At 59.0% G+C, this 22,971-nt stretch carries 20 protein-coding genes; 15 read left to right on the forward strand and 5 right to left on the reverse strand.

Going from position 1 to position 22,971, the window contains the following annotated elements; genetic code table 11:
- Positions 1-6: 6 nt before the first annotated feature.
- On the reverse strand, positions 7-1,392 hold the full coding sequence (locus tag GGE33_RS00875) for a polysaccharide biosynthesis/export family protein (protein WP_246435665.1): 1,386 nt from the start codon (positions 1,390-1,392) through the stop codon (positions 7-9).
- An 83-nt stretch (positions 1,393-1,475) separates the two neighbouring features.
- On the reverse strand, positions 1,476-2,156 hold the full coding sequence (locus GGE33_RS00880) for a sugar transferase (protein WP_183820890.1): 681 nt from the start codon (positions 2,154-2,156) through the stop codon (positions 1,476-1,478).
- Positions 2,157-2,879: 723 nt separating this feature from the next.
- Between GGE33_RS00880 and GGE33_RS00885 the strand changes: the two genes are divergently transcribed.
- Both GGE33_RS00885 and GGE33_RS00890 read left to right on the forward strand, forming a co-directional pair.
- Positions 2,880-3,176 (forward strand): exopolysaccharide production repressor protein, encoded by a 297-nt coding sequence (locus GGE33_RS00885; RefSeq protein ID WP_246435668.1) that lies wholly within the window; start codon positions 2,880-2,882, stop codon positions 3,174-3,176.
- Between the two features lie 111 nt (positions 3,177-3,287).
- Complete coding sequence (locus GGE33_RS00890) at positions 3,288-4,295, forward strand: glycosyltransferase family 2 protein (protein WP_183820891.1); 1,008 nt, start codon at positions 3,288-3,290, stop codon at positions 4,293-4,295.
- An 82-nt stretch (positions 4,296-4,377) separates the two neighbouring features.
- Here the strand turns inward: GGE33_RS00890 and GGE33_RS00895 are convergent, their stop codons facing one another.
- A complete protein-coding gene (locus tag GGE33_RS00895) occupies positions 4,378-5,346 on the reverse strand; it encodes a glycosyltransferase family A protein (protein ID WP_183820892.1) in 969 nt (322 codons plus the stop codon).
- A gap of 452 nt (positions 5,347-5,798) precedes the next feature.
- On the opposite strand from GGE33_RS00895, the gene GGE33_RS00900 reads away from it, so the two are divergent.
- The 12 genes from GGE33_RS00900 (at position 5,799) to GGE33_RS00955 (ending at position 19,684) form a co-directional block, all read left to right on the forward strand.
- The gene (locus GGE33_RS00900) at positions 5,799-6,077 is read left to right on the forward strand and encodes a hypothetical protein (RefSeq protein WP_183820893.1); all 279 of its coding nucleotides are present in this window, start codon (positions 5,799-5,801) and stop codon (positions 6,075-6,077) included.
- Positions 6,078-6,094: 17 nt separating this feature from the next.
- A complete protein-coding gene (locus GGE33_RS00905; protein ID WP_183820894.1) occupies positions 6,095-7,012 on the forward strand; it encodes a glycosyltransferase family 2 protein in 918 nt (305 codons plus the stop codon).
- A gap of 92 nt (positions 7,013-7,104) precedes the next feature.
- The gene (locus tag GGE33_RS00910; protein ID WP_183820895.1) at positions 7,105-8,601 is read left to right on the forward strand and encodes a lipopolysaccharide biosynthesis protein; all 1,497 of its coding nucleotides are present in this window, start codon (positions 7,105-7,107) and stop codon (positions 8,599-8,601) included.
- 40 nt (positions 8,602-8,641) lie between these two features.
- A complete protein-coding gene (locus tag GGE33_RS00915) occupies positions 8,642-9,670 on the forward strand; it encodes a polysaccharide pyruvyl transferase family protein (protein WP_183820896.1) in 1,029 nt (342 codons plus the stop codon).
- 522 nt (positions 9,671-10,192) lie between these two features.
- Complete coding sequence (locus tag GGE33_RS00920) at positions 10,193-11,344, forward strand: acyltransferase family protein (protein ID WP_343062173.1); 1,152 nt, start codon at positions 10,193-10,195, stop codon at positions 11,342-11,344.
- Positions 11,345-11,348: 4 nt separating this feature from the next.
- A complete protein-coding gene (gene exoK, locus GGE33_RS00925; protein WP_183820897.1) occupies positions 11,349-12,140 on the forward strand; it encodes an endo-1,3-1,4-beta-glycanase ExoK in 792 nt (263 codons plus the stop codon).
- A 62-nt stretch (positions 12,141-12,202) separates the two neighbouring features.
- The gene (locus GGE33_RS00930; protein WP_183820898.1) at positions 12,203-13,396 is read left to right on the forward strand and encodes a glycosyltransferase; all 1,194 of its coding nucleotides are present in this window, start codon (positions 12,203-12,205) and stop codon (positions 13,394-13,396) included.
- A 38-nt stretch (positions 13,397-13,434) separates the two neighbouring features.
- Complete coding sequence (locus GGE33_RS00935) at positions 13,435-14,439, forward strand: glycosyltransferase family 2 protein (protein ID WP_183822216.1); 1,005 nt, start codon at positions 13,435-13,437, stop codon at positions 14,437-14,439.
- Positions 14,436-15,365: a glycosyltransferase family 2 protein gene (locus GGE33_RS00940; protein ID WP_183820899.1), complete on the forward strand. Its 930-nt coding sequence runs from the start codon at positions 14,436-14,438 to the stop codon at positions 15,363-15,365. Before GGE33_RS00935 ends, GGE33_RS00940 begins: the two co-directional genes overlap by 4 nt.
- Positions 15,366-15,367: 2 nt before the next feature.
- Complete coding sequence (locus GGE33_RS00945; RefSeq protein ID WP_183822218.1) at positions 15,368-16,318, forward strand: glycosyltransferase family 2 protein; 951 nt, start codon at positions 15,368-15,370, stop codon at positions 16,316-16,318.
- A gap of 44 nt (positions 16,319-16,362) precedes the next feature.
- A complete protein-coding gene (locus tag GGE33_RS00950) occupies positions 16,363-17,268 on the forward strand; it encodes a UTP--glucose-1-phosphate uridylyltransferase (protein ID WP_148143057.1) in 906 nt (301 codons plus the stop codon).
- A 70-nt stretch (positions 17,269-17,338) separates the two neighbouring features.
- The gene (locus GGE33_RS00955; RefSeq protein WP_183820900.1) at positions 17,339-19,684 is read left to right on the forward strand and encodes a polysaccharide biosynthesis tyrosine autokinase; all 2,346 of its coding nucleotides are present in this window, start codon (positions 17,339-17,341) and stop codon (positions 19,682-19,684) included.
- Positions 19,685-19,753: 69 nt separating this feature from the next.
- On the opposite strand, the gene GGE33_RS00960 is transcribed toward GGE33_RS00955, so the two are convergent.
- The gene (locus GGE33_RS00960; protein ID WP_394353636.1) at positions 19,754-20,347 is read right to left on the reverse strand and encodes a TetR/AcrR family transcriptional regulator; all 594 of its coding nucleotides are present in this window, start codon (positions 20,345-20,347) and stop codon (positions 19,754-19,756) included.
- Positions 20,348-20,985: 638 nt separating this feature from the next.
- Positions 20,986-21,651: a sulfite oxidase-like oxidoreductase gene (locus GGE33_RS00965; protein WP_183820901.1), complete on the reverse strand. Its 666-nt coding sequence runs from the start codon at positions 21,649-21,651 to the stop codon at positions 20,986-20,988.
- 123 nt (positions 21,652-21,774) lie between these two features.
- On the opposite strand from GGE33_RS00965, the gene GGE33_RS00970 reads away from it, so the two are divergent.
- A complete protein-coding gene (locus GGE33_RS00970; protein WP_183820902.1) occupies positions 21,775-22,959 on the forward strand; it encodes an aminotransferase in 1,185 nt (394 codons plus the stop codon).
- Positions 22,960-22,971 lie beyond the last annotated feature (12 nt).

Raw genomic sequence — 22,971 nt, forward strand, 5'->3', positions numbered from 1 at the left:
CACCTATCACTGCATCAGAAGGTCTGATGATACCTTGATCACGTCACCGGGGCGCAGCATGGCGTTTTCATCGACGGTGATCTGTTTCGGACCGTCGCCATTATCCCGGACGATGACGTATTTGATCGTCGCGTCCTTGTTGGACGGGTCGAACTTCAGGGCTTCGGCCGACTGCGCCAGGGCTTCCTGCATCAGCTCGCGGCTGGTCGAGAGTTCAAGGCCGAGCTTTTCCAGCTGCGCCTCGGTGTCCTGCAGTTCCTGGGCGCGCTGGGCATCCCAGTCGTTGCGAAGGTTGATCTCGTCCTGGTTCGCCTTGTTGATATCCTGTTTGGCGCGCAGCGAAGCCGTATCCGTATCGAGCATGTTGGATTCGAGATCCGCTGCACGTTCTTCCGCCGAGAGACGGCGGCTGGATGTGGCAAGACCCTGTTCGCTGAGCTTGGCCATGCGATCGCGGTCGTCGTTATAGAGCGCGAGCTGCCGCTGCTGTGTTCCCGATTTCTGCGCCAGAGACTGGACTTCGGTATCAAGCAGGGTTTTGAGGTCGGCCAACGCCTTCAATTGAAGCTCGTAACGTTCGCGACGCGACTTCATAAGCGAGGCCTCGCTCGCCATCAGTTCCTTGGCGTTCGGCACATCCTTCAGTTCCGGCGGCATGGCCAGTTCCTTGGCATTGGCGATTTCGGCCATGAGGCGCGCTCTGCGAGCGATCAGGCGCCCGCGTTCCGAATCACTGACCTGGGCATCGCCGCGCGCCCGGATGAAATCGCGGGCAAAGCGCTGGCCGGCGTCGGAACGCTTGAGGCCACCGGCGAGGCTGACGGCTTTCAGAACGGTCAGATTGGGGGAATAGGGATATTCGCCCGGCTTATCGACATCGCCCGCCAAGAAGAGCGGCCGGAATTCCGCGATTTCCACGGAAGCCGAGGGGAGATTGCGCAGGGCGAATTCGCTCTGCAACCTCTCGCCGATCGCCTTGCCGACCTCTGCCGTCGTCTTGCCGGCGGCATCGAGATCACCGATGAAGGGCAGCGATAGTGCTCCGGACGGGCCGACCGCATAGTCGCCGCTGACGGCATCCCAGGTGCGGACGCTGCCGTCTGCCGGCTGCCATTCCGCAACGCGAATGCGAAGCTTGTCCATTACGCCAAGGCGATAGGCACCCTCCTGGCTCTTTGCGCTGACCGTTGCCGTCGCTTGCGCCGGTTTGCTGGTCTTTGTCGCAGGCTGGGCCGCAGCTGCTGCCTGAGGTTGGGCTTGGGACTGGGGTGTCTGGGACTGAGGCTGGGCAGAAGTCTGCGCGCCTGCTGATGTGGTCAGCGACAAAACAAATGTTCCCGCCGCTATTGCCAGCGTCGGGATGCGTCGCGGAAAGACCATTCGGATACCCATCAGATCTCCTTGGTTTATTGCATTTCGTATTTCGTGGTGATTTCCGCACCGGCGGATAACGCGCGGTGCGGCTATGATGCCCGTCAGTAGCTACCGCGGGCCATGCAGACGGCAGGGATCGTCTTCAAGATGATCGAGACGTCCTTTATCAGCGACCAGTTCTGCACATACTGCGTATCGAATGCGATGCGGGTCTCGTAAGACACGTCATTGCGTCCGCTGATCTGCCATAGGCCGGTCAGGCCGGGGCGGGTCTGCAGGTAATAGACGGCAGAGCTGTCATAGACCTTCAGCTCGTCGTCAACGACCGGGCGCGGACCGACGACACTCATCTCACCGCGGACGATGTTGAGGAGCTGCGGCAGTTCGTCAAGGCTGAGCTTACGCAGGACACGACCAACGGCCGTGATGCGCGGGTCGTCCTTCAGTTTGCGGGTCTGGCGCCATTCTTCCGCAGCCTCGGGGTTTTCCCGAAGATGCTTCCGAAGCAGTTCATCGCCATTCACCGCCATGGTGCGGAACTTCAAGCATTTGAACACACGGCCCCTGTGGCCGATGCGGCTGTGTCCGTAAAAGGCGGGGCCTTTGTCGGTCAGCTTTACCAAAGCCATGATCATCAAAAACAGCGGGCTGAAAACGATCAGAGCCATGCCTGCTGCGGTTACGTCAAACGTTCTTTTGGCCAGGCCGCCGATCGGGAGTGTCATGGCGGCATGGTCCAGGTCTGATAGCGGCGTATCTGCCGAACGTGTCGCTGACTTCATAGAGGGGGCTCCATTTAGGTTTGGCGATAGTCGGTGCCTTAAGCGGCGCTTCATTGAGCTGGTATGTGATAATAAGTCTGTGTTCGTAATTTGATGCCAGACAAAAATTTCTGCGATGTGACGGGAAGGGCCGGTGGGAGGCCAAAAGGCGAGAGATTGTCACAGCTGCAGGTCGTGATCGTAAATATAAAGGCTTACACAAATACTACCGCAAGCCTGTAAAATTGAATCGATGTCGACTATTAATCGTAATCGAAACTTGATCCGGATGTATTACCAGTGATTTTACGCGGTCTGATCATTCACCGCTTCTTGAGGTTCAGGCCCTAAGTAGCTTGCCCTTAGGACCAAAGGCCTAGGCCTGCTGCACTGCAATACAATGGTGCGGCGCAAAAAGGCGCATGATGGCGCCTTGTGACCTTTGTAACAATAAGTGAACGGATATCGCGGGCGCTCGGCACCCGGCGGCGTCTATTTGTTCCAAGAGGCGCCAAATCAGGCTTAATTGTGGCGAAAGTGTGGTGGAGATATGTGGTAACAGGGTGTTGACCCGTTTGAAAGGCACCTAGCGGGCGATGACGGAACCTTACGAAAGATTCACTGGTCAAAATTTATGAGCCGGCGAAAATCTTGAAAACTCTCTCACTGCACAGTAATGTAAAGGGCATGTGAGAGGACTGATGAAATTTAAAAATTCATAAGAAAAGTCCCTCGGGAGGAATGATGATGTACGCACCGCGTGTATTCGTGAGCATGTTGGGCACACTCGCCGTGTTTGCTATTGCCGCTTACGTCATGTCAGGTTCCTTCTGGACGGCGCTCATCGAGACTATTTTCTGCGCGCTAATACTTCAGATCGGTTATTTCATCGGAATCGTTTACATGGTGCGTCGGGAGAAGGCGCAGATGGATGCCGACCGGTCGAGTGATGGCCTCAAGGCAAAGTCGAGAGCAGAGGCAGGCGTCCGCGACAGCCTGACAGCCGAAGCGCCAGCTCGGGTTCACATTCAGGATCATTGAGCCTTTGACGGGCATTTCTGGCCCCTAAAATTAGCCCTTTCACATCGCTGCCATTTTCCTAAGTTCATAAGTCTGCACCAATGAGCGGTGAAACGGACGATGGAGAAGCTTATGGCGCAAGCCGTTGACGAAACGATCTGTGTAATCATCGCAGCCAAGAACGCATCCGATACGATCGGTCTGGCAGTGGCTTCTGCGCTTCGCGAGGCTGCCGTATCTGAAGTCGTCGTCGTCGATGATGGCTCCAGCGACGGAACGGATCAGGCGGCACTTGCGGCGAATGATGGAAGTGGTCGCCTGAAGATCATTTCCTTCGAGAAGAACCAAGGACCTTCGGCGGCCAGAAATGCGGCGATTGCGCAGTCGAGCGCGCCGCTGATCGCAATTCTTGACGCGGACGATTTTTTCTTTCCAGGCCGGTTCGCGCCGATGCTTGCAGAAAGCGGATGGGATTTTATCGCCGACAACATCGCCTTCGTCGCCGATCCGGCTGCCCTTTCTGCACCAGCGCAGTTTCAGTCGCGGGCGCGCGAGCTTTCGCTCGTCCAGTTCGTCGAGGGCAATATTTCGCAGCGTGGCAAACCGCGCGGCGAGACCGGTTTCCTGAAGCCGGTCATGCGCCGATCCTTCATCGTTGCGAATGGCTTAACCTACGACAAGGGGCTGCGGCTCGGCGAGGATTACGATTTCTATGTGCGGGCGCTTGCGCTCGGCGCCCGTTACAAGGTGATCGAACATTGCGGTTACGGTGCCGTGGTGCGCGGCGATTCTCTCAGCAGCCGTCATCGCACCGAGGACCTGAGGCGGCTTTATGAGGCCGACAACGCAGTGCTTGCCGCCATGCAACTGTCTGCTGATGCGCGTTCGGTGATTACCCATCACCGCGACCACATCAAGGCGCGGTATGAATTGCGCGAGTTTCTCGATGTGAAACGGCAATCGGGCAAGGGCGGTGCGATCAGGCATATCCTGTCGCGTCCGGATGCCCTTGTGCCTGTGGTCACCGGCATTTTCTTCGATAAGTACGATGCGCTTCGGCGCAACAACACGTCGGCGGCGTCATTGCCGACGACCCCGCGCTATCTGCTGGCCGGCGTGCCGGTAGCAGGGCAGGGCTGATACCAAAAGGGCATAAGGCGGATGAGTTGTCATCCGCCCTGTCGTTTTCGTCGCCAAACAGTGTCCGTTGTCGCAGGCCGGATTATCCGCGCCCGCGATCGAGCTTGCCTGCGCCAAGCTTGACGGCTGCGCCAAGAATGGCCGGGTCGTGCATGACCCAGCGTGCCAGCATTCCGAAATCGGGCGACTGACGGCGCTTCAGCCGTCCAGCCTGACTCCAGAGCGCCTGTCGTCTTGCGATGTTTTTATAGGAGGTGATCGACGCGACATCCTCCGGCCTGTCCTCGAAACGCGTTTCGAGCGTATCGAGCGCCACCAGCGTGTTGAACTGCTGCTGCAGAAATTCCGGCGACTGGTTGTCTATGCCGTGGAAGATGTTGACGCCCATGCCACGGGCAGCGCCGGGCGTGTCGCACAAGACGGTTCGCCTCGCATTCAGGATGCAATCGGCAAAGAACAGCACGTCCTCGGCGGCAAGCCGCAGCGCCGGATCAAACCTTATCGTTTCAAACAGCGGCCGCGCGATCACCATGCAGCTCAGGTGCAGGAAGGCCCAGTCCTTGAGCATGACGCTGGCAAGTTCGGGGATCTCCAGCACGAGCGGATCCTCAACCAGCGTCTTGCCTTCCTCCGTCTCCGCCAGCTTGGCCATGCCGAAATGGTAATAGAATTCCTCGCTTTCCTGCATCGAGGCGAAATAGCATTCGGCCTCGAAGCGGGTCATGAAGTCATGGGCGTTCTTCAGGTGGTCGGTGCGCCATATGTCGTCGGAATCAAGCAGAGCGACTAAGCGTGTTTCTGGCGGAACATTGTCCAGGCCGGTATTGCGGGCTGCACCCGGTCCGCCGTTTTCCTGGCGGATGACGCGGATCTTCGGCTTCCATTCGGCGGGGCTGTCGCGCAATTCCGTTTCAGCGGAGAGGGGCGACTGGTCATCGACGATGACGATGTCGAAATCCTTGAAACTTTGCGCGAATATCGATTTCAGCGCGCGGGACAAAATTCCTTTTTTCCGTTGGTAGAACGGAATGACAACAGTAAAACTAGCCATGTTTTGAATTCCTTAGCAGTTCTGGAACGTGAGCTTGGGTGGCTGTCCATCTTTCTTGGAGAGAGGAGAGGGCGCGTATCGCAAGGCCGGGGAGGGGCTATTGCCCGTTGCGGAACACAGGGATGGCGGTGAAAGCATCTGCGCCCTTGCGGACGCAGGTCTATCTGTCGAAGCTGGCAGCCTGGGCGGCTACAGCGGGTGGCCCACGAACGGTCAAGCAGGCCTGAACAGACACAGTTTTACGATCAGCGGACCTTTCCAAATGATGAGGGCGCGGACCCAATTCTTGCAGTCCGACGCGATTCTCGGCCTGGCGATTCGCGCTTCCGTCGATGCGACAGATGTCGCAAACGCCATGTTGGTGTCGTGGTTGCGCAAGCGCAGAGACGCGATCCTAATCTTGGGCACTGCACCAATTTTAGAAGGGTGAATACGGCGAAAGGGTGAATTTCGTGCTGTTTTCGCGTGACGGCGCAGCAGGCTCAGATGAGCAAAATCGGCTGTTTTTACCTGAAAACAGGGGATTGAAGCGACCGATTATCATTTTTCCGACAAGAAAGGCGGGTATGCAAAATATCTGGCGCTGGCAATGTTCCGGCACGAAAGCTGCCCTATCTGTGAGCAGCAATCATGAAAATACCCCAATTGCACTCCTGATTGCTTTCGTGGTTTGTTGCAGTGCAAAAAGTTTCTTGGTGACGAAGTGGCGGCAAGTCGCTTCATTCGCTTAACGGTTGAAGGGAACAGGATGACGTTCGAGGTTGTCGATATTAGCCTCATCATTTCTTCGCGTAATCGCGCCTTCGGGCTCGATAGCTGCCTGCAGGCCATCTCCCATGCCGCGCTGCAAGCGCGAGACCTCAAGCTCGAGTTCATCTTCGTCGACAATGGTTCGACCGATGCAACTTCCGAGGTCGTCGCCAGGTGGAGCGAGACCGCTCCGATCAAAACGACGCTAATCTTCGAAAGCCGTCCGGGCTTGTCGCATGCCCGCAACACCGGGATCGAGAACGCTCAGGGCCGCATCCTTGCCTTTACCGATGACGACTGCGAAGTCTCGCCGGATTATTTCACCACCATCGCCGCTCTGTTCGCCAATGATAACGCCCCCGTCATGCGTGGCGGCCGCATCGACCTGGGCGACGAGCGCGATCTGCCGATCACGATCAAGACGGACACGGAACACGCGGTCCTCAACATCTACAATCATCCGGGCGGCTTCATCCACGGATGCAACATGGCTTTCCCAAAGGTGCTGGCGGACAAGGTCGGTGTTTTCGACGTGCGCTTCGGCGCTGGCGCCACGTTCCGCTCAGGCGAGGATACGGATTACATTCACCGGGCTTTCCGTGAAGGTTTCAGCGTGGAATATGTTCCAAGCCTCGTGGTCAAGCATTTCCACGGCCGACGCAGCATGGACCAGGTTCAGCGGCTGTTCGACGGTTATTCCTATGGCAATGGCGCGCTTTACGCCAAATACATGTTCGTGCGGGATTCCAACATGCGCGGCATGTTCCGCTGGGACGTGCGCCAGGCGTTGAAGGAATATTTCGGCGGCAAGAACCTCGATAGCGCGCTGGGGCTGACCTATCGGAACACGGTGAAGCAGAATTTTGCCGGACTCTGGGCCTATTGGCGCAGCGGCCGGGCGGGCCAGACCTCTTAAAACATCCGGACATTTTCGGAAACGGTCCACGCCATGCGGGCCAAGACGCATATGGGGCGGTTTGCGCCGCCTTCTAATCGATTGGAATGTTCATGGATGCTCAAGCCGTCGATAGTGGCGACCTGAAAAAGAAAACCGCGACATCGATCCTGTGGTCGATCGTGCGCGTCGGGTGGAGCACGGTCGCGACCTTCATCATCTTCGTTATCCTGGCCCGTATTCTCGGGCCTGCGGATTTCGGCACGTTTGCGCTTGCCAGCCTGTTCGTCGAAATCGGCCGGGTGCTTGCCTATGCCGGGCTTGGCGATGCCGTGACCCGTCAGCTCGAACTGGACGAAGAGCTGGCCGATACCGCCTTCTGGGCCTCGGTCGCCTTCAGCGTCTCGGTCGGTGTCGTCATTTTCTTCGCCGCGCCTGCCTATGGCGAATTCGTTCGCGATCCGAATGTCGCGGAAATCCTCAAATGGCTGGCGCTTTTCCTGCCTCTGTCGTCGCTTGCCGTCATCCACAATGCCCGGCTGGCGCGCGATTTCGGCCACAAGAGCCTTGCCGCCCAGAGCATTGCCGCGAGCCTTCTTTCCGGTCTGACGGCGGTTGCGGCCGCGTTTCTCGGCTGGGGCGTCTGGTCGCTGGTGGCGCAGACGGCGGTCAACGGCATCGTCCTCGTCATCCTCGGATGGCTGTCCTATCGCTGGATCCCGAAGCTGCGGTTCAACTTCACGATCTTCCGCTCGATCTTCCTGTTCAGCGTCAGCCTGGTGGTGAGCCAGATTCTCTGGATGATGCTTGCCCGGGTGCAGGACATCTTCATCTCGCGCTGGTTCGGGCCGACGGAAGTCGGTCGCTACAGGATCGCCTGGCGGCTGATCGAACTGATCTCGCAGGCCGTGCTGTCGCCGATCGGCAGCGTGGCGCTGGTGACCTTGTCGAAGCTGCAGGCCGATCCGGTCGCCTTCCGCAACGCCTATAACCGCATCGTCGGGCTGGCGGCGCTCGGGACTTTCCCGCTGCTGCTCGGCTTCGGCGCGCTGTCGGACCAGCTGATCCTCTTCCTGTTCGGCGACAAGTGGGGCAATGCCGGCGATGTCGCGACCGTGCTCGTCATGATGGCCGTTCCCTTCGTGATGAACGTCTTTGCCTCCTCGGCGCTTGCGGCCGTCAACAAGGCGCAGAGCATCTTGTCAGTCGCAGCGCTGCAGCTTGCCATGACGGTCGTGCTGACCTGGCTGCTGGTGCCTTACGGTATCATCGCGGTCGCCGCGGGATATGCGCTGCGCGCCTGGCTGACCATGCCCTACCAGCAATATGTGCTGAAGCGCTTTGCCCATATCGATTCCATCGGAACGCTGAAGGCGATCGGCATGCCGTTTATCGGTTCGCTGGTCATGGCCGTCTGCGTCTGGTTCGCCAAGCCGTTCATCCTTGCGGCGGTAACGCCCGCATGGCTCGGCACGGGTATCTGTATCGTGCTGGGCGGCGCCGTCTATGCCGCATTCATGCTGATTTTCGCCTTTAAGATGATCCGGCCCTATCTCGCCATGATCATGTCTATGCTGCCCGCACGCTTCCGCCTGCTGGCGCAAAAGTAGAACCAACCCGGAATTACGACTGTACCGTCAAGGAGATCCCATGCAGGAAACGAGTGCTGCCACCATCAAGAGGCTTCAGGGCGTGATCCACGAGAACCTCGCCGATCTGGTCGATCTGTCCGGGCGTTACGCGCTTCTGGACTTCCCGAACCACTACAATATCGGTGATAGCGCCATCTGGCTCGGAGAACTCGCGTATTTCGACCGGGTCAAATCGAAGCCGAGCTTCGTCAGCGAAATCCCCACCCACAGCGACGAGCGGATGCTTTCCGCCATCGGCGATGGCCAGATCCTGCTGCATGGCGGTGGCAATTTCGGCGATATCTGGCCGGGTTTCCGGGAGTTCCGCGAACATATCCTGGGCAAATACCAGGGCCGTCCGGTCATCCAGATGCCGCAGACGATCCATTTCAAGAACCAGGAAAACGTCGGCAGCACGGCACGCGCGATCGAGAAGCACGGCAATTACAAGCTGCTCGTGCGCGACAAGAAAAGCTTCGAGTTCGCCAAGAAGTGGTTCCAGTGCGAAGTCCGGCTTTGCCCGGACATGGCCTTCTGGATCGGTCCGGTAAAGCGCCTCGCGCCAAGCCACGACCTGCTCCTCAACCTGCGGGCGGATCAGGAAGTCGGTGCTGCGCATGACACGTCACGCGCCATGGCGCGCCCGAAGGTGATCCTGGCGGACTGGCCGGAACAGGAGGAAGCCGATTTCCAGAAGCGCACGAAACGTGCTGCCATCATCAAGGGCCTGTTGCGCGGCGATGTCGGCGGGCGGGCGAAGATGACCGAACTGGCCTATCGCGAGCGGGCGCAGCAGCGTTTCGACCGCGGCGTTCGGCTGTTGAGCTCCGCACGGCAGGTCATCACCGACCGCATGCACGGGCATATCATGAGCCTGCTTCTCGATGCCGATCACTGCGTGCTCGACAACAGCTACGGCAAGACCAGCACCTTCATCGACGCCTGGCAGACCGCCAATGGCGACCGGGCGGCACTGGTGGCGAATATCGACGAGGCGCTGGACGTTCTCGACAAGCGCACGGCCCTCAGCCGCGCGACCACCGTCTGACGCCGGGCTTCGCCCGCGAGGGTAAATGAAGCTCTAAATTTTCCTAGAAAAACGGCCGGAGGCAGATGCCCCGGCCGTTTTTCGTATCGCAATCATTCCCCTCACCAAGCTTAAGAACAGCCGAAGGTCGACGGGGAGCGTGACGAAAACGAATCAGGCATATCAATAGCTGCGCCTCATCATCGCCACTTTTTCGCCTCAATTTGCCACGGTTTGCGTCGGTGCCTCACGCGCGGCGCACGATCACGCGAGAAAATGTGATTGTTTTTTCCATTTTATATCATGTTGCGGCGCAGCATTTTTATATTAGCCAGGGTTGTAAACCCCATATCTGCCAGTGCTTTCAGCGTGACAAAAGACAAGCCTCGGGTGCCGAAGCCCCTGCCACTGCTAGATTTCGCACCTGCCAAATTTGCTGCGCTGCCACATTTTACCCGAAACTTACCGTGATGCTTCTCACTCACGCGGGCTGAAGTCTGCTCTGATTGAAATGGCGGTGACGGGAGGCGCTGCCCAAAAGGGGTGACTGGTTTGACTGTTGATCAGAACATATCCTCGCGTATCAATTTGATGCGTATCCTGCTGATCTGCGGCATTGTCTTCGTGCATGTGCCGCATGATCCGGCTGCTGACGTGGTGATTGCCGAGACCGGCTGGTTCAACTGGCTGAGTGTGTTTCTTGGCGATAGCCTGTTCCGTATCGGCGTGCCGTGCCTCAGCATGATTTCGGGTTATCTTCTGCTGCGCAAAGGCGCGGCATCCTTCGACTATGGCAAGGTAGTCCGTTCCAAGGCGATGACGGTGCTCGTGCCGTTCCTGATCTGGAACCTCGGCCTGTTCCTGGCGATCCTCGGCCTGCAGCGGGTCGGTATCGGCGTCGGTTATTTCCCTGACATCACGGCTTCGTTCCGTGACGTGCTGACCTATGCCTTTGCGCTCGAAGACCTGCCGGCCAATGTGCCGCTCTATTTCCTGCGCGATCTGTTCGTCTGCATCCTGCTGTCGCCGGTCCTTTTGTTCCTGCTGCGACGCGCGGCGATCCCGACGCTTGCGATCCTGTTCGTTCTCGCCGTCATTCCGGACCTCAGCTTCGCCATCGTCATCAAGCGCTCGATCCTGTTCAGCTTCGCTCTCGGCATGTTTCTGGGCTTGCGTGCTGCAGATCTCAAGGCGCTGGACCGTTTCGCATGGCCGGGCTCTATCGCCACGCTTCTTGCGGCCTTCGCATTGTCGCTGGCGATCTTTCTCAGCCAGCCTGCTTATCCCTGGGGTGTCGATCTCGCCCGCAATATTCTTTCGATCGTCGGCGCCTTCGGCGTCTGGATGATCTCGGCGCTTGCGATCGAGACCCGGATCGGCAAGAGGCTGGCTGCAACCGGCAGCCTGAGCTTCTGGATCTTCTGCGCCCACTATCCGGTGCTGGTGCTTCTGTGGATGGTCTGGAACCGCGTCGGTTCGCCGGAAGCCTATCCGATCTTCTATTTCGGCTCGGTTGTCGTCTCGCTTGTCATCCTGGTGATCAGCAACGCCGTCATCATGCGGATAGTCCCGCCGGTTTACCAGCTTCTGACCGGTAGCCGCGGGCGCAAGGAAAAACTCGCGAAAGCGACTTCGAACCGTCCCGTCGGGTCCTCCCACCCGATGGAACCGAAACTGTCACAGCAGCGCAGGTGAAACCATGACGACCATCGCACGCAAAATCGCGGCCGCCATTTCCACTCTGGGCCTCTCGATCCTGTCCGTCGCCATGCCGGCTTCGGCGCAGGGCACCTTGAACAACAAGTCCTTCGTCGAAAACTTCGACAGTTTCGACCGGTCCTTTTGGTATGTCGCGGATGGCTGGGCCAACGGCTCGCACCAGAACTGCACATGGTCGCGAAAGCAGATCGATACCGCGGGCGGCACGCTGACGCTGAATTTTTCCGAAGGCCAGTCGAAGGACCGCAAGTTTCTCTGCGGCGAAGTGCAGACCAAGTCGCGTTACCTTTACGGCACCTATGAAGTGCGTATGAAGGCGGCGACGGGCTCGGGCCTCAACTCGGCCTTCTTCACCTATATCGGCCCGACCGACAAGAAGCCCTGGGACGAGATCGACTTCGAGGTGCTCGGCAAGAACACCAACCAGGTTCAGGTCAACCAGTATATCAACGGCAAGGGCGGCAACGAGAAGCTCATTCCGGTTGATGGCGGTGCCGACCAGGGGTTCAACGACTACGCTTTCGTCTGGGAAAAGGACCGGCTGCGTTACTTCCTCAACGGCAAGCTCGTTCATGAAGTGACCGATCCTTCGAAAATTCCGACCAATGACCAGAAGATCATGCTCAGCCTGTGGGGTACCGACACGCTGAAGGACTGGATGGGCCGCTTCTCCTATCAGGGGCAATCTTCCATGGTGATCGACCGGGTTTCCTTCACGGCTCCTGGGGATGCGTGCCAGTTTCCCGAATCCGTCGCCTGCAATCTCGACTGAACCGTATCCATTTCGTCGCTTGTCATATTGCGTTGAATATTTCAGCACAGGAGCATGCCCGTTTGAGCATAAACGTTCTCTATCTCGCCCATGATCTGGCCGATGCGGCCATCAGGCGGCGCGTGCTGACCCTGAAAGCCGGGGGCGCGGCCGTGACGGTTGCGGGCTTTACCAGAGGGCGCAACCTGCTCGAGGGCGAGCCGGGTGTCCGCACCGTCGTGCTGGGCGAGACCTCGGACGGAAAGTTCGCACAACGCATCGGTGCGATCATAAAGGCGAGCGCCGGGCTGAAGGGCAGGCTTGCAGGGATCGCGCGGCCGGATGTCATCATCGCTCGCAATCTCGAAACGCTGGCGCTGGCGGGGCAGGCGGCGCGGTCTTTTGGTCGCGATCTGCCGGTCGTCTACGAATGCCTCGATATCCATCGCCTGCTGCTCGATGAAGGCTGGAAGGGGCGTCTCGTGCGCGCATTCCAGCGCCATTTCGGCCGTCGCGCGAAGCTGCTGATCACCAGTTCCCCGGCCTTTGTCGAGAATTTCTTCAAGCCGAAATCGGGGCTCTCGCTGCCGGTTCTGCTGCTGGAGAATAAGGTTTTTGCACTTGATCCGGATAGCTTGCCGCTTCAGCCCACACCACGGCCACCCAAGACAGGTGAGCCGTGGCGGATCGGCTGGTTCGGGGCAATCCGTTGCGCCAAGTCGCTTTCGATCCTCACCGATTTCGCCCGCCGCATGGACGGCAAGGTCGAGATCGTGCTGCGCGGCCGGCCCGCCTATAGCGAATTTAATGACTTCGACCGCCTCGTTGCCGATGCGCCGTTTGTCACGTTCCACGGTGCCTACCGGAACCCGGAGGATCTTGCCCGCATCTATGACGAGGTGCAGTTCAACTGGGCGATCGATTTCTTCGAGGAAGGTCTGAATTCCGAATGGCTGCTGCCGAACCGTCTTTACGAAGGCGGGCTTTATGGCGCGGTGCCGATCGCCCTCAAGTCGACCGAGACCGGCCGCTTTCTCGCCCGCCGCGAGATCGGTGTGACGATCGATGCGGCAACCCCTGATGCATTGGAAGCGATCTTCTCTCAGATGACACCCGAAATCTACGCCGAGCAATTTGCCCGCATCGCCGCCGTCGAGCGTGGCCAATGGATTACCGGCCCGGCCGATTGCCGTGCGCTGGTTGCAAAACTGGCATCGTTAAAACCCGATTTACGCTCTCCTGCTGAAATGCAGGCTGCGTCAACCATGCAGTCGTGAGGTGGAATATGGTAGTGAGTAGCGTTCCCGGTTCCGACATGTCGAACCAGCATTTTGAAATCCCGTCCAATCCGCGTGTTCTCCTCGTCATCCCATGCCTCAACGAGGCAAAGACGATCGAGGCGCTGTTGCGCAAGTTTGCCCTCCAGCGCGGCGAAACCGACATGCTGATCGTCGTTGCCGATGGCGGCAGCCGTGACGGCACGACGGATATCGTGCGTCGCATGATCGGCGAAATTCCCGATCTCGTGCTTCTCGACAATCCCAAGCGCATCCAGAGCGCTGCGATGAACCTTGCTATCCAGACCTACGGTGACGGTCGCGATTACCTCATCCGCATCGATGCCCATGGCGACTATCCTGACAATTATTGCCAGGCGCTGATCGACGAAGCGGTCGTACACCAGGCGGATTCAGTCGTGGTCGGCATGGAAACGGTCGGTTTCGGCGCCTTCCAGCAGGCCGCCGCAATCGCGCAGAATTCAAAACTCGGCAATGGCGGCTCCAAGCACCGTGCCGGCGGCGGCGGCGAGTGGGTCGATCATGGTCACCACGCGCTGATGCGGATTGCTGCTTACCGTCAGGTCGGCGGTTATGACGAGAGTTTCAGCCATAACGAGGATGCCGAGCTGGACTTCCGGCTCAGGAATGCCGGTTTCCGCATCTGGATGACGGGCGAGACCTTCATGACCTATTACCCGCGTTCCAGCGCTTCTGCACTCTTCCGCCAGTATCTCGGTTATGGCCGGGGCCGGGCCAAGAACCTCTTGAAGCATCGCTCCATCCCGAAAATCCGCCAGGCGATCCCGCTTGCGGTCGCGCCCGTGGTTGCCGGTGCGGTTCTCGCCTTGCTTTACTGGTGGGCTGCCGTTCCGGTCGCCGTCTGGATGATCGCCTGCATAGCTTACGGTGCCTACATGGCGATCGGCCAGCGAAACTCGATCGCACTCCTGGCCACCATTCCCGCAATGATCATGCATCTCGCCTGGTCGGCCGGATTCTGGATGGAATTGCTTCGTATTCGACGAAAGAAGGTCGCATGACGGCTGATCTCACCGTGACAAAAATCGACATCGGCATCTGCACCTATCGGCGTCCGGCGCTGAGGGACACGCTGGAATCGCTGTTCAAGCTGACCGTTCCGGCAGGCGTTTCGCTGCGCCTGATCGTGGCCGACAATGATGCGGTGCCGAGTGCGAGCGATCTGGTGGAGAGCCTGCGTCAGCACTCTCCGTTCCCGATCGCCTATGTCCATTGCCCGAAGTCGAATATCTCGATTGCCCGCAATGCCTGCCTCACCTCGGCCGATGCGGATCTTCTCGCCTTCATCGACGACGACGAGACGGCGACGCCGGGATGGCTGGCAGCCCTTTATGAAAAGGCACGCCAGACCGGCGCGGAAGCCGTGCTCGGCCCGGTGCGTGCGCTTTATGGCGACGACAGTGCCGCCTGGATGCGCAATGGCGATTTCCACTCGACCATGCCGGTCTGGGTCGAGGGCCGGATCATCACCGGTTACACCTGCAACACGCTGCTCGACATGCGTTCGCCGCTCGTTGCCGGCCGCCGTTTCGCGCTGGCGCTCGGCCAGAGCGGTGGCGAGGACACGCATTTCTTCTCGCAGCTGACGGAAAGCGGCGGACGGATCGAGTTCGCCGAGGATGCCTTGGTGCTGGAACCGGTGCCGACAAGTCGCGCCAGCTTCCTGTGGCTTGCCAAGCGTCGTTTCCGTTCCGGCCAGACCCATGGCCGGATCGTTGCGGCGAAGAGCGGTGGTGTGAAGCGTTTTCCCAAGGCTCTCATCGCTGCCACAAAGGCCGGTTATTGTGGTGCGGTCGCCGCCGCCTTCACGCTTATGCCAGTGAGGCGCAACCGTTATGCGCTACGTGGCGCGCTGCATGTCGGCGCCGTGATGGGCATGCTCGGCGTTCGTGAAATCCGCCAATACGGCACCCCGGAGGCTGCGTGAACATGGATAGCGGGATACCCGATATCAGCTTCATCATTGCTGCCTATAATGCGGAAGAGACGCTTGCACGGGCGATCGACAGCGCGCTGGCGCAGGTCGGCGTCACCGTCGAGGTGATCGTCGTCGACGACTGTTCGACCGACGGGACGGTGGCGCTTGCCGAAAGCTATACCGATCCGCGCGTGCGACTGATCCGCCAGCCGCAAAATGGTGGGCCGGGCAGGGCGCGTAACACCGGTATCGCCGCTGCGACCGGCCGCTTCGTCGCGACGCTCGATTCAGACGATGCTGTTTATCCGGAACGCTCGCTTTCGATGCTGCAGCGGGCGGCGGCGCTCGATTCACAGATGGTGGTCGATAATGTCGATGTCGTCCCGATCGAAGGCGGTCAGGCCAAGACGATGTTCGACAAGCGGCATTTGAGAGAGAAGCCGGAGATCACGCTTGCGGAGTTCATCGATTCCAACCTGATCTTCAAGACGACCTTCAACTACGGCTATATGAAACCGATCTTCGATCGCGCCTATCTGCTGGCGCATGATCTCGGTTTCGACGAAGGCTTGAGGATCGGCGAGGATTACATCCTGTTCGCCTCTGTTCTGGCAGGCGGTGGGCGTTGCGCCACGGATCCTAATCCGGGTTATGTCTATTATCTCATGCAGGGGTCCATCTCCCGCGTGCTCAAGCATCAGCACCTTGATGACATGCTGGAAGGCGACCGCCGGTTCATGGCGCGCTTCTCCCTCGGCCCGGCCGAGATGGCGGCGCAGCGTCGCCGTACGCACAGCATCATCGAAGCCCGCTCGTTTCTCACCCTCGTCGACGAGGTCAAGGCCAAGTCGCTCGGTGGGTTCCTCAAAACCGCGTTGAAAGCCCCGGGAGCGTTAAAACACTTCCGTATGCCTATCGCTGTTCGCATGCGCCGGTTCGCCAAGGCGGCCGGTGTCAACTGAAATCCGATCAATCGGGCGTGTATGCCCCCTGGAAAGGACTAGGAATGAACTTGAAAAGACCAGTTCGTAAGGCAGTTATCCCTGTCGCAGGCAACGGAACCCGCTTCCTGCCCGCGACGAAGGCCATGCCGAAGGAAATGCTGACGATCGTCGACCGTCCGGTCGTGCAATATGCCGTTGATGAAGCCATGCAGGCGGGCATCGAAAACATCATTTTCGTCACCAGCCGCAACAAGACTGCCATTGAAGACTATTTCGACAGCAATCCCGAACTGATCGCCAGCCTCACCCGCTCAGGCAAGACCGTGCAGGTCGCGCAGTTGGAAAAGATGCTGCCGCTCGCCGGTACCGTCAGCTATACGCGCCAGCAGGTGCCGCTCGGTCTCGGCCACGCGGTCTGGTGCGCCCGTGAGTTGGTCGGCGACGAACCGTTCGCGCTGCTTCTGCCCGACATGGTTTCCTATGGTGCTCGTGGCTGCATGTCCGGCCTGATGGACCTTTACGAGGAAGTCGGCGGTAACGTGTTTGCGGTCGAGCAGTGCGCGCCGGAAGAGACGTCGAGCTATGGCGTGGTGGCCATCGGTCAGGACGTTCGCCATGGTTTCCAGGTCACCGGCATGGTGGAAAAGCCGAAGCCGGCCGATGCGCCGTCGAACTATTACCTTAATGGTCGTTATATTCTGCAGCCGCAGATCTTCGAGCTTCTCGAAAGCCAGGAGCGCGGCGCCGGCAACGAGATCCAGCTGACCGACAGCATGCAGAAACTGTTGAAGGTTCAGCCGTTCCATGCGCATCCTTACCAGGGACGTACATTCGACTGCGGATCCAAGCGCGGCTTCATCGAGGCAAACGTCGCCTTCGCGATGATGCGTGCCGACATGAGCGGCGATCTGGCAGTAACGATCCAGGAACTGCTGGATGCGCATGCGACCAAGGTACGCGCGGCTTGACGCATAATGATTATGGGAAAGGCGAGACATTCGCCTTTCCTGCACTATTTTCCCCAGAGCGGATGACACAATGGATCAGGCAAACTTTCGACCGATGACTATATTTCCCCCGGAACCGAAAGACCACGACACGTTCATCGACCTCGACAAGCTGTGGTCTGCGGCCATGCGCCGGTTGGGTGTGATCGGTGCCTGCGTTGCTGCAATGGTCGTTCTGGCCGGGCTTTATCTGGTTTTTGCCCAGCCGATGTATACGTCGATGACGAATATTCTCATGGACGACAATCTGTCCCGTTACGCGGAAGAAAACGCGTCGGACAATCAGTCCGCGCAGATGCTCGACAACCGCATGTCCAGTGCTGTGGAAATCCTGAAGTCGAAGGAACTGGCACTCAGCGTCGTTGACAAGGCGAAGCTCGACCAGAATGCCTTGATCGTCGCCCCCCCAAAGTCGCCTGTCGATCTTGTGAAGGGCATGCTGCGCGGTGTCACATCGATCTTTTCCGCCGATGCTCCGGCCTTGACCGAAGAGCAGATCGCAGCAGGTCGCCGTGAAAAGGCCGCCGCGATCATCCAGCAGTGGCTGACCGTCGAACGCGTCGGTCGCAGCTCGGTCATCGCTGTTTCCGTGCGCTCGCCGGACAAGCTTCTCTCGGCGCAGATCACCAGGACCTATGCCGAATCCTATCTGACGGAACAGCTCAACGCCAATTTCGACGCTACCGAACGCGCCAGCATCTGGCTGCAGGAACGTCTGAACGATCTGAATACCCGTTCGCAGCAGGCGTCGCTTGCCGTCGAACAGTTCAAGCGCGACAAAGGGCTGATTTCCCCGCGCGGCGAACTTCTGTCAGCGCAGCAGCTCTCCGATTTGAACAGCCAGTTGATCGTGGCTCAGGCTGATGCGGCAACCGCCGCCGCCCGCTACAATCAGTACAAGGCAATCATCGAAAAGGGGCCGGAAGCGGCCGTGCACAATGCGGTCGTCTCCAACCGCGACACCGACAACACCGTGATGCAGGATCTGCGCAAGCGCTATATCGGCATCAACGATCGCGAACAGGCGATCATCCAGCAGTTCGGCGCCGATCATCCGCAGGCGATTGCGATGAAGGCCGAGAAGCAGGACGTGACCAACCAGATGTTCCGCGAATTGCAGCAGCTGACGGGCAGCTTCAAGAACGAGCTGGACGTGTCCCAGTCGCGCGTGGAATCGATGCGGGAAAATATCCAGCGCGTCGCAGGCAACAATTCCGATGCCAATGTGAACATGGTTCAGCTGCAGGAGCTGGAACAGAAGGCCTCGGCCCTCAGAACGCTTTACGAGTCCTACCTGCAGCGTTTCGAACAGGCCTCGCAACAGCAGTCCCTGCCGATCGCCAAGGCGCGCGTGATTTCCGATGCCGGTGTGCCTGTCTCGCCGTCCAGCCCGCGCAAGACGCTGACCATAGCGTTGTCGGTCATTCTCGGTCTTTTGATCGGCTGTGCCGCCGCCGCCGTTCTGGAACTGCGTGAACGCTTCTTCCGCACCGGCGAAGACGTGCAGCAGAAGCTCGGCATGCGCTTCCTCGGCTACCTGCCGCGCATTGCCGGTGCCGCACGTGAAGACGCGCCGAAGCCGAGCGCTGTGCCGGAACAGGGCGAAGCCGCCAACCAACCGGTTGGCGATCCGATCTCCTTCCGCCGCATGATGCGTGTTGCGGTCGAGGCTCCGCGTTCGCAGTTCGCCGAAACGCTGCGCAACACCAAGCTTGCCTGCGATATCGTGCTTCAGGGCAAGAAATGCGCCGTCATCGGTGTCGTTTCCTGCCTGCCGGGCGAGGGTAAGTCGACGGTCGCCGCAAACTTTGCCGGCCTGATCGCATCGAGCGGCGCTCGTACACTGGTCATTGACGCCGACCTTCGCAATCCGGGTCTTTCGAAGATGCTGGCAAGCGAACCGGAAGTCGGCCTTGTCGACGTGATCCTCAACAAGACGTCGTGGACCAGCGTTGCCCGTGTCGACCGCCGTTCGCGCCTCACCATCCTGCCGATGACGACGCGTGGCCGTCAGGTTACCCATACGAGCGAGCTTCTGGCTTCCAGCGGCATGAGCCAGTTCCTGGAAAGCATCAAGGACACGTTTGACGTTATTGTCGTCGACCTTGCGCCGCTTATCCCGGTTATCGATGCCAAGGCGTTCGAGCCTTACGCGGATGCCTTCGTGTTCGTCACCGAATGGGGCGCGACGCCGGCGAAGGCGGTGCAGAGCGTGCTGCAGTCGGAACCGCAGATCGCGGCGAAGACGATCGGCGTCATCCTCAACAAGACGGATCTTTCCGAACTGCACAAATATGCGGATCCGGGTGCGCCGGAGCGTCTGCGCAGCAACTACCTGTCCTATTACCGGGACTACAAGGAAGTCGCCGCCGAATAACGGCGCGACGATCTCCATCAAAGAGAAGCGGCCCGGTTTTCCGGGCCGTTTTTGTATCTCGATTATGGTTCAGCGCTGAACGCGCAATCCGTCCATCAGGAGGCCGATTAGGCGATTGGCGCTGTCGCGCCATTCGGGCGTGTCGGGGATGGAATAGATGCTGGACATGGCGTGCATCAGGTCCGACTGCCCTATATCCTTGCGAATGAGGTTCTGTTCCTGCGCGGCCGTCAAAAGCTTGTCGAAGGATGAGCGGATCCGCCCGAAACCTTCGGCGAACATGGTGGAGTTGGAGCTGGCGATGATCTTCAGGCTGCTCGCCATGCCGCGCTTGGTCGCCATGTAATTGACGAAGCGGCGCATCCATTGTTCGAGCGCGATGTCTGCGGATTCGGTGCGCGACAGTTCGTCAGCCGCATCCGCCAGATTCTGCAGCTCTCGCCGATAAACGACCTCGACCAAATGTTCGCGTGTCGGAAAATGCCTGTAAAGCGTGCCGATGCCGACACCGGCCTTGCGGGCGATATGTTCCAGCGAGGTCTCTACACCATTGTCGGCAAAGGCCTGAGCGGCGATTTCAATCAGCTTGTCGCGATTGCGGCGTGCATCCGCACGCAGTTTCGGCGGTGTCTGATCTGCATTTTCCGGCGTGGCCGAGGCCAAAGTCATGCTCCTGCGCGATCGTCACCTGACGCTTGGCATCAAGTCACTGGTTTGAATGGAGGAGCCTCCGAATTGGAAGTCCTCTTCGTTTTAAACCGGAAGCAGGGTGAATGTCATGCGTGAAATGCGATATGTCGAGCGAGCAGGAAATAAGGGCTTGTTCACGCGACTTAAGGCGGAAAAACCAGTCCGTAGATGGCAGCATAGATTTCCGCGGTTCTCATCTCCCTAGCTGGCGCCAGGCAATGACATTTCCCGAAGTGACGCTGGGATCTCCGTGGACTGGATAGGTGTATCCCGTATTGGGTTTGGCATTCGGCATCCGAGAAGGAAATGTCGTTCGCGCATACTGCATGTACCGTGCATCGGCTTTGGGATTGCCCGTTGAATCCCGCATGGATACGGATGCCATTTTGCCATTCGCGTCGGTTCTGACCAGTACGGTTCCTATACGTTTGGACAGGGGACTGCAGCCCGCGACAAACAGGCTCAGGAGGAAAACCACAATCAGGCGCATAAATAGCTTTCTGGAAATAGACTGAACTATCTATGGTGTTGATCTGTAATGGCTCTCGTGAAAATTGCAATCTGCTGAGACGTCGCGACTGCATCCTCTGATGCCATAACGCGACCGGCTTTCAATCCTCCGAATACCGCTCTTCCGCCCACGGATCACCGCGCATGTGATAGCCGTTTTTCTCCCAGAAGCCGGCATGATCCATGCCGTTGAAATCTATCCTTTTCAGCCATTTGGCGCTTTTCCAGAAATAGAGATGCGGCACGACGAGGCGCACGGGGCCGCCGTGTTCTTCCGTCAGCGGCGCGCCTTCCCAGTCGGTGACGATGATCGCATCGGGCGAGGAAAAGTCCGAAAGCAGAAGGTTCGTCGTGTAGCCGTCGTAGCTCGTCAGCATCACCGAATGAGCCTCCTCCCTCGGATCGACGAGATCGAGGAAATCGCGGGTGGAGACACCCTTCCAGTTGTTGTCGTAGCGCGACCATGTGGTCACGCAGTGGATATCGGAGAGCATGTCCGACTGCGGCAGGGCCCGGAATGCGGCCCAGTCGAGCGTCACAGGATTGTTGACGAAGCCGTGGACCTCAAGTTTCCATTGAGCCGTGGAAATGCTTGGCTGCTGACCGAGATCAAGCACCGGCCAGTTTTTCACCAGATGCTGGCCGGGCGGCAGCCTGTCGGTTTCCGGCCGGGCATGGTGGCCGGTGAGGAATTTTCCTTCATCGGCCCATTTGCGCTTGGTGATGGTCAGCTTGGAATCTTGCTGTGCCGGGGTGTCGTCGGCCATTTGCGGTTCTCTCGTGGGTGCCGGAGGCGATGTTCAATGCGGTTCCGCTTGCGTCATCGGATAATCTGATGAAGAAAAGGAGCAATTCAATTGCCTGTCTTTTAAAATCTTCTCCGGAACATCATGCTCGCCTCAAATTCCCGCTTCAATCCGCTCGTCGACAAGCTTTCGCTTCCGCCCGTTCCTTCGGTTGCCGCATGGGGCCGCGCCTATGATGGCGCGAAAGGGCCGCTGATCGATCTTTCGCAGGCCGTGCCCGGTTATCCGGCGCATCCCGAGATGCTGCGGCTGCTCGGCGAGACGGCTTCGTCCATCACCTATACCGGTTATGGTCCGATCGAAGGCGACCAATCGCTGCGTGACGCCTATGGTGCGCATGTCGCCGATGTCTATGGGGCTCCGCTCGCGGCTGCCAATACGCATGTCACTTCCGGCTGTAACCAGGCCTTTGTCTGCGCCGCGATGACGGTGGCAGGTCCCGGCAATACGGTGCTGATGACCGAACCCTTCTATTTCAACCACGAAACCACCTTGGCGATGATGGGCATCAAGACTGCCTTCGTCGCCTGCAAGGCCGAAGACGGGTTTCTGCCGGAGGTTTCTGCGATCGAGGCTGCGATTACACCCGAGGTAAGGGCGCTCGCGCTCGTTTCGCCCAACAATCCGACCGGTGCGATCTATCCGCCGGCGCTGCTCGAGACGATCTTCAAGCTCTGCCGGCAGAAAGGCATCTGGCTGATCCTCGACGAAACCTATCGCGATTTCCTTCCCGAGGCGGGCCAGAAGCCGCACGGCCTGTTCAATCTCGCAGGCTGGGAAGAGACGCTGATCAGCCTCTACAGTTTCTCGAAATCATTCTGCATTCCCGGCCACCGCCTCGGTGCGATCACGGCGAGCGAAGCGGTGATCGGGCAGGTCGCCAAGATCATGGACAACCTGCAGATCTGCGCGCCGCGTGCTGCCCAGGGCGCCGTTGCCGCAGCATTGCCGCTGCTCGCCGGATGGCGTGAGGAAAACCGGCAGGAAATCGGCCGCCGCGCCGAGGCATTGAAGGCTGTCATGCAGCAGCTTCCGGATTGGAAGCTCGATGCGATCGGTGCCTATTTTGCCTTCGTCCGTCATCCCTTCGCGGGTGTCGGTTCTGCGGAGGTTGCCGAAAAACTGGCCAAACGTGCCGGCGTCACCTGCATTCCCGGAGTCTATTTCGGCGAGGGCCAGCAGAATTATCTGCGCTTTGCTTTTGCCAATGCGGACGTCGAAACGATCAGTCGACTGACGGAACGTTTGAAGAACTTTTCGCTGTCGTAATCGGCACGGCGC

Origin of the sequence: Aliirhizobium cellulosilyticum (genome assembly GCF_014198105.1) — a bacterium.
Taxonomy (GTDB): Bacteria; Pseudomonadota; Alphaproteobacteria; order Rhizobiales; family Rhizobiaceae; genus Neorhizobium; species Neorhizobium cellulosilyticum.

Bases quoted from the DNA above. Each gene is read 5' to 3' on its own strand.
- GGE33_RS00875 (WP_246435665.1), bottom strand. From the start codon at position 1,392: ATGGGTATCCGAATGGTCTTTCCGCGACGCATCCCGACGCTGGCAATA.
- GGE33_RS00880 (WP_183820890.1), bottom strand. From the start codon at position 2,156: ATGAAGTCAGCGACACGTTCGGCAGATACGCCGCTATCAGACCTGGAC.
- GGE33_RS00885 (WP_246435668.1), top strand. From the start codon at position 2,880: ATGATGTACGCACCGCGTGTATTCGTGAGCATGTTGGGCACACTCGCC.
- GGE33_RS00890 (WP_183820891.1), top strand. From the start codon at position 3,288: ATGGCGCAAGCCGTTGACGAAACGATCTGTGTAATCATCGCAGCCAAG.
- GGE33_RS00895 (WP_183820892.1), bottom strand. From the start codon at position 5,346: ATGGCTAGTTTTACTGTTGTCATTCCGTTCTACCAACGGAAAAAAGGA.
- GGE33_RS00905 (WP_183820894.1), top strand. From the start codon at position 6,095: ATGACGTTCGAGGTTGTCGATATTAGCCTCATCATTTCTTCGCGTAAT.
- GGE33_RS00910 (WP_183820895.1), top strand. From the start codon at position 7,105: ATGGATGCTCAAGCCGTCGATAGTGGCGACCTGAAAAAGAAAACCGCG.
- GGE33_RS00915 (WP_183820896.1), top strand. From the start codon at position 8,642: ATGCAGGAAACGAGTGCTGCCACCATCAAGAGGCTTCAGGGCGTGATC.
- exoK (WP_183820897.1), top strand. From the start codon at position 11,349: ATGACGACCATCGCACGCAAAATCGCGGCCGCCATTTCCACTCTGGGC.
- GGE33_RS00935 (WP_183822216.1), top strand. From the start codon at position 13,435: ATGTCGAACCAGCATTTTGAAATCCCGTCCAATCCGCGTGTTCTCCTC.
- GGE33_RS00940 (WP_183820899.1), top strand. From the start codon at position 14,436: ATGACGGCTGATCTCACCGTGACAAAAATCGACATCGGCATCTGCACC.
- GGE33_RS00945 (WP_183822218.1), top strand. From the start codon at position 15,368: ATGGATAGCGGGATACCCGATATCAGCTTCATCATTGCTGCCTATAAT.
- GGE33_RS00950 (WP_148143057.1), top strand. From the start codon at position 16,363: ATGAACTTGAAAAGACCAGTTCGTAAGGCAGTTATCCCTGTCGCAGGC.
- GGE33_RS00955 (WP_183820900.1), top strand. From the start codon at position 17,339: ATGGATCAGGCAAACTTTCGACCGATGACTATATTTCCCCCGGAACCG.
- GGE33_RS00965 (WP_183820901.1), bottom strand. From the start codon at position 21,651: ATGGCCGACGACACCCCGGCACAGCAAGATTCCAAGCTGACCATCACC.
- GGE33_RS00970 (WP_183820902.1), top strand. From the start codon at position 21,775: ATGCTCGCCTCAAATTCCCGCTTCAATCCGCTCGTCGACAAGCTTTCG.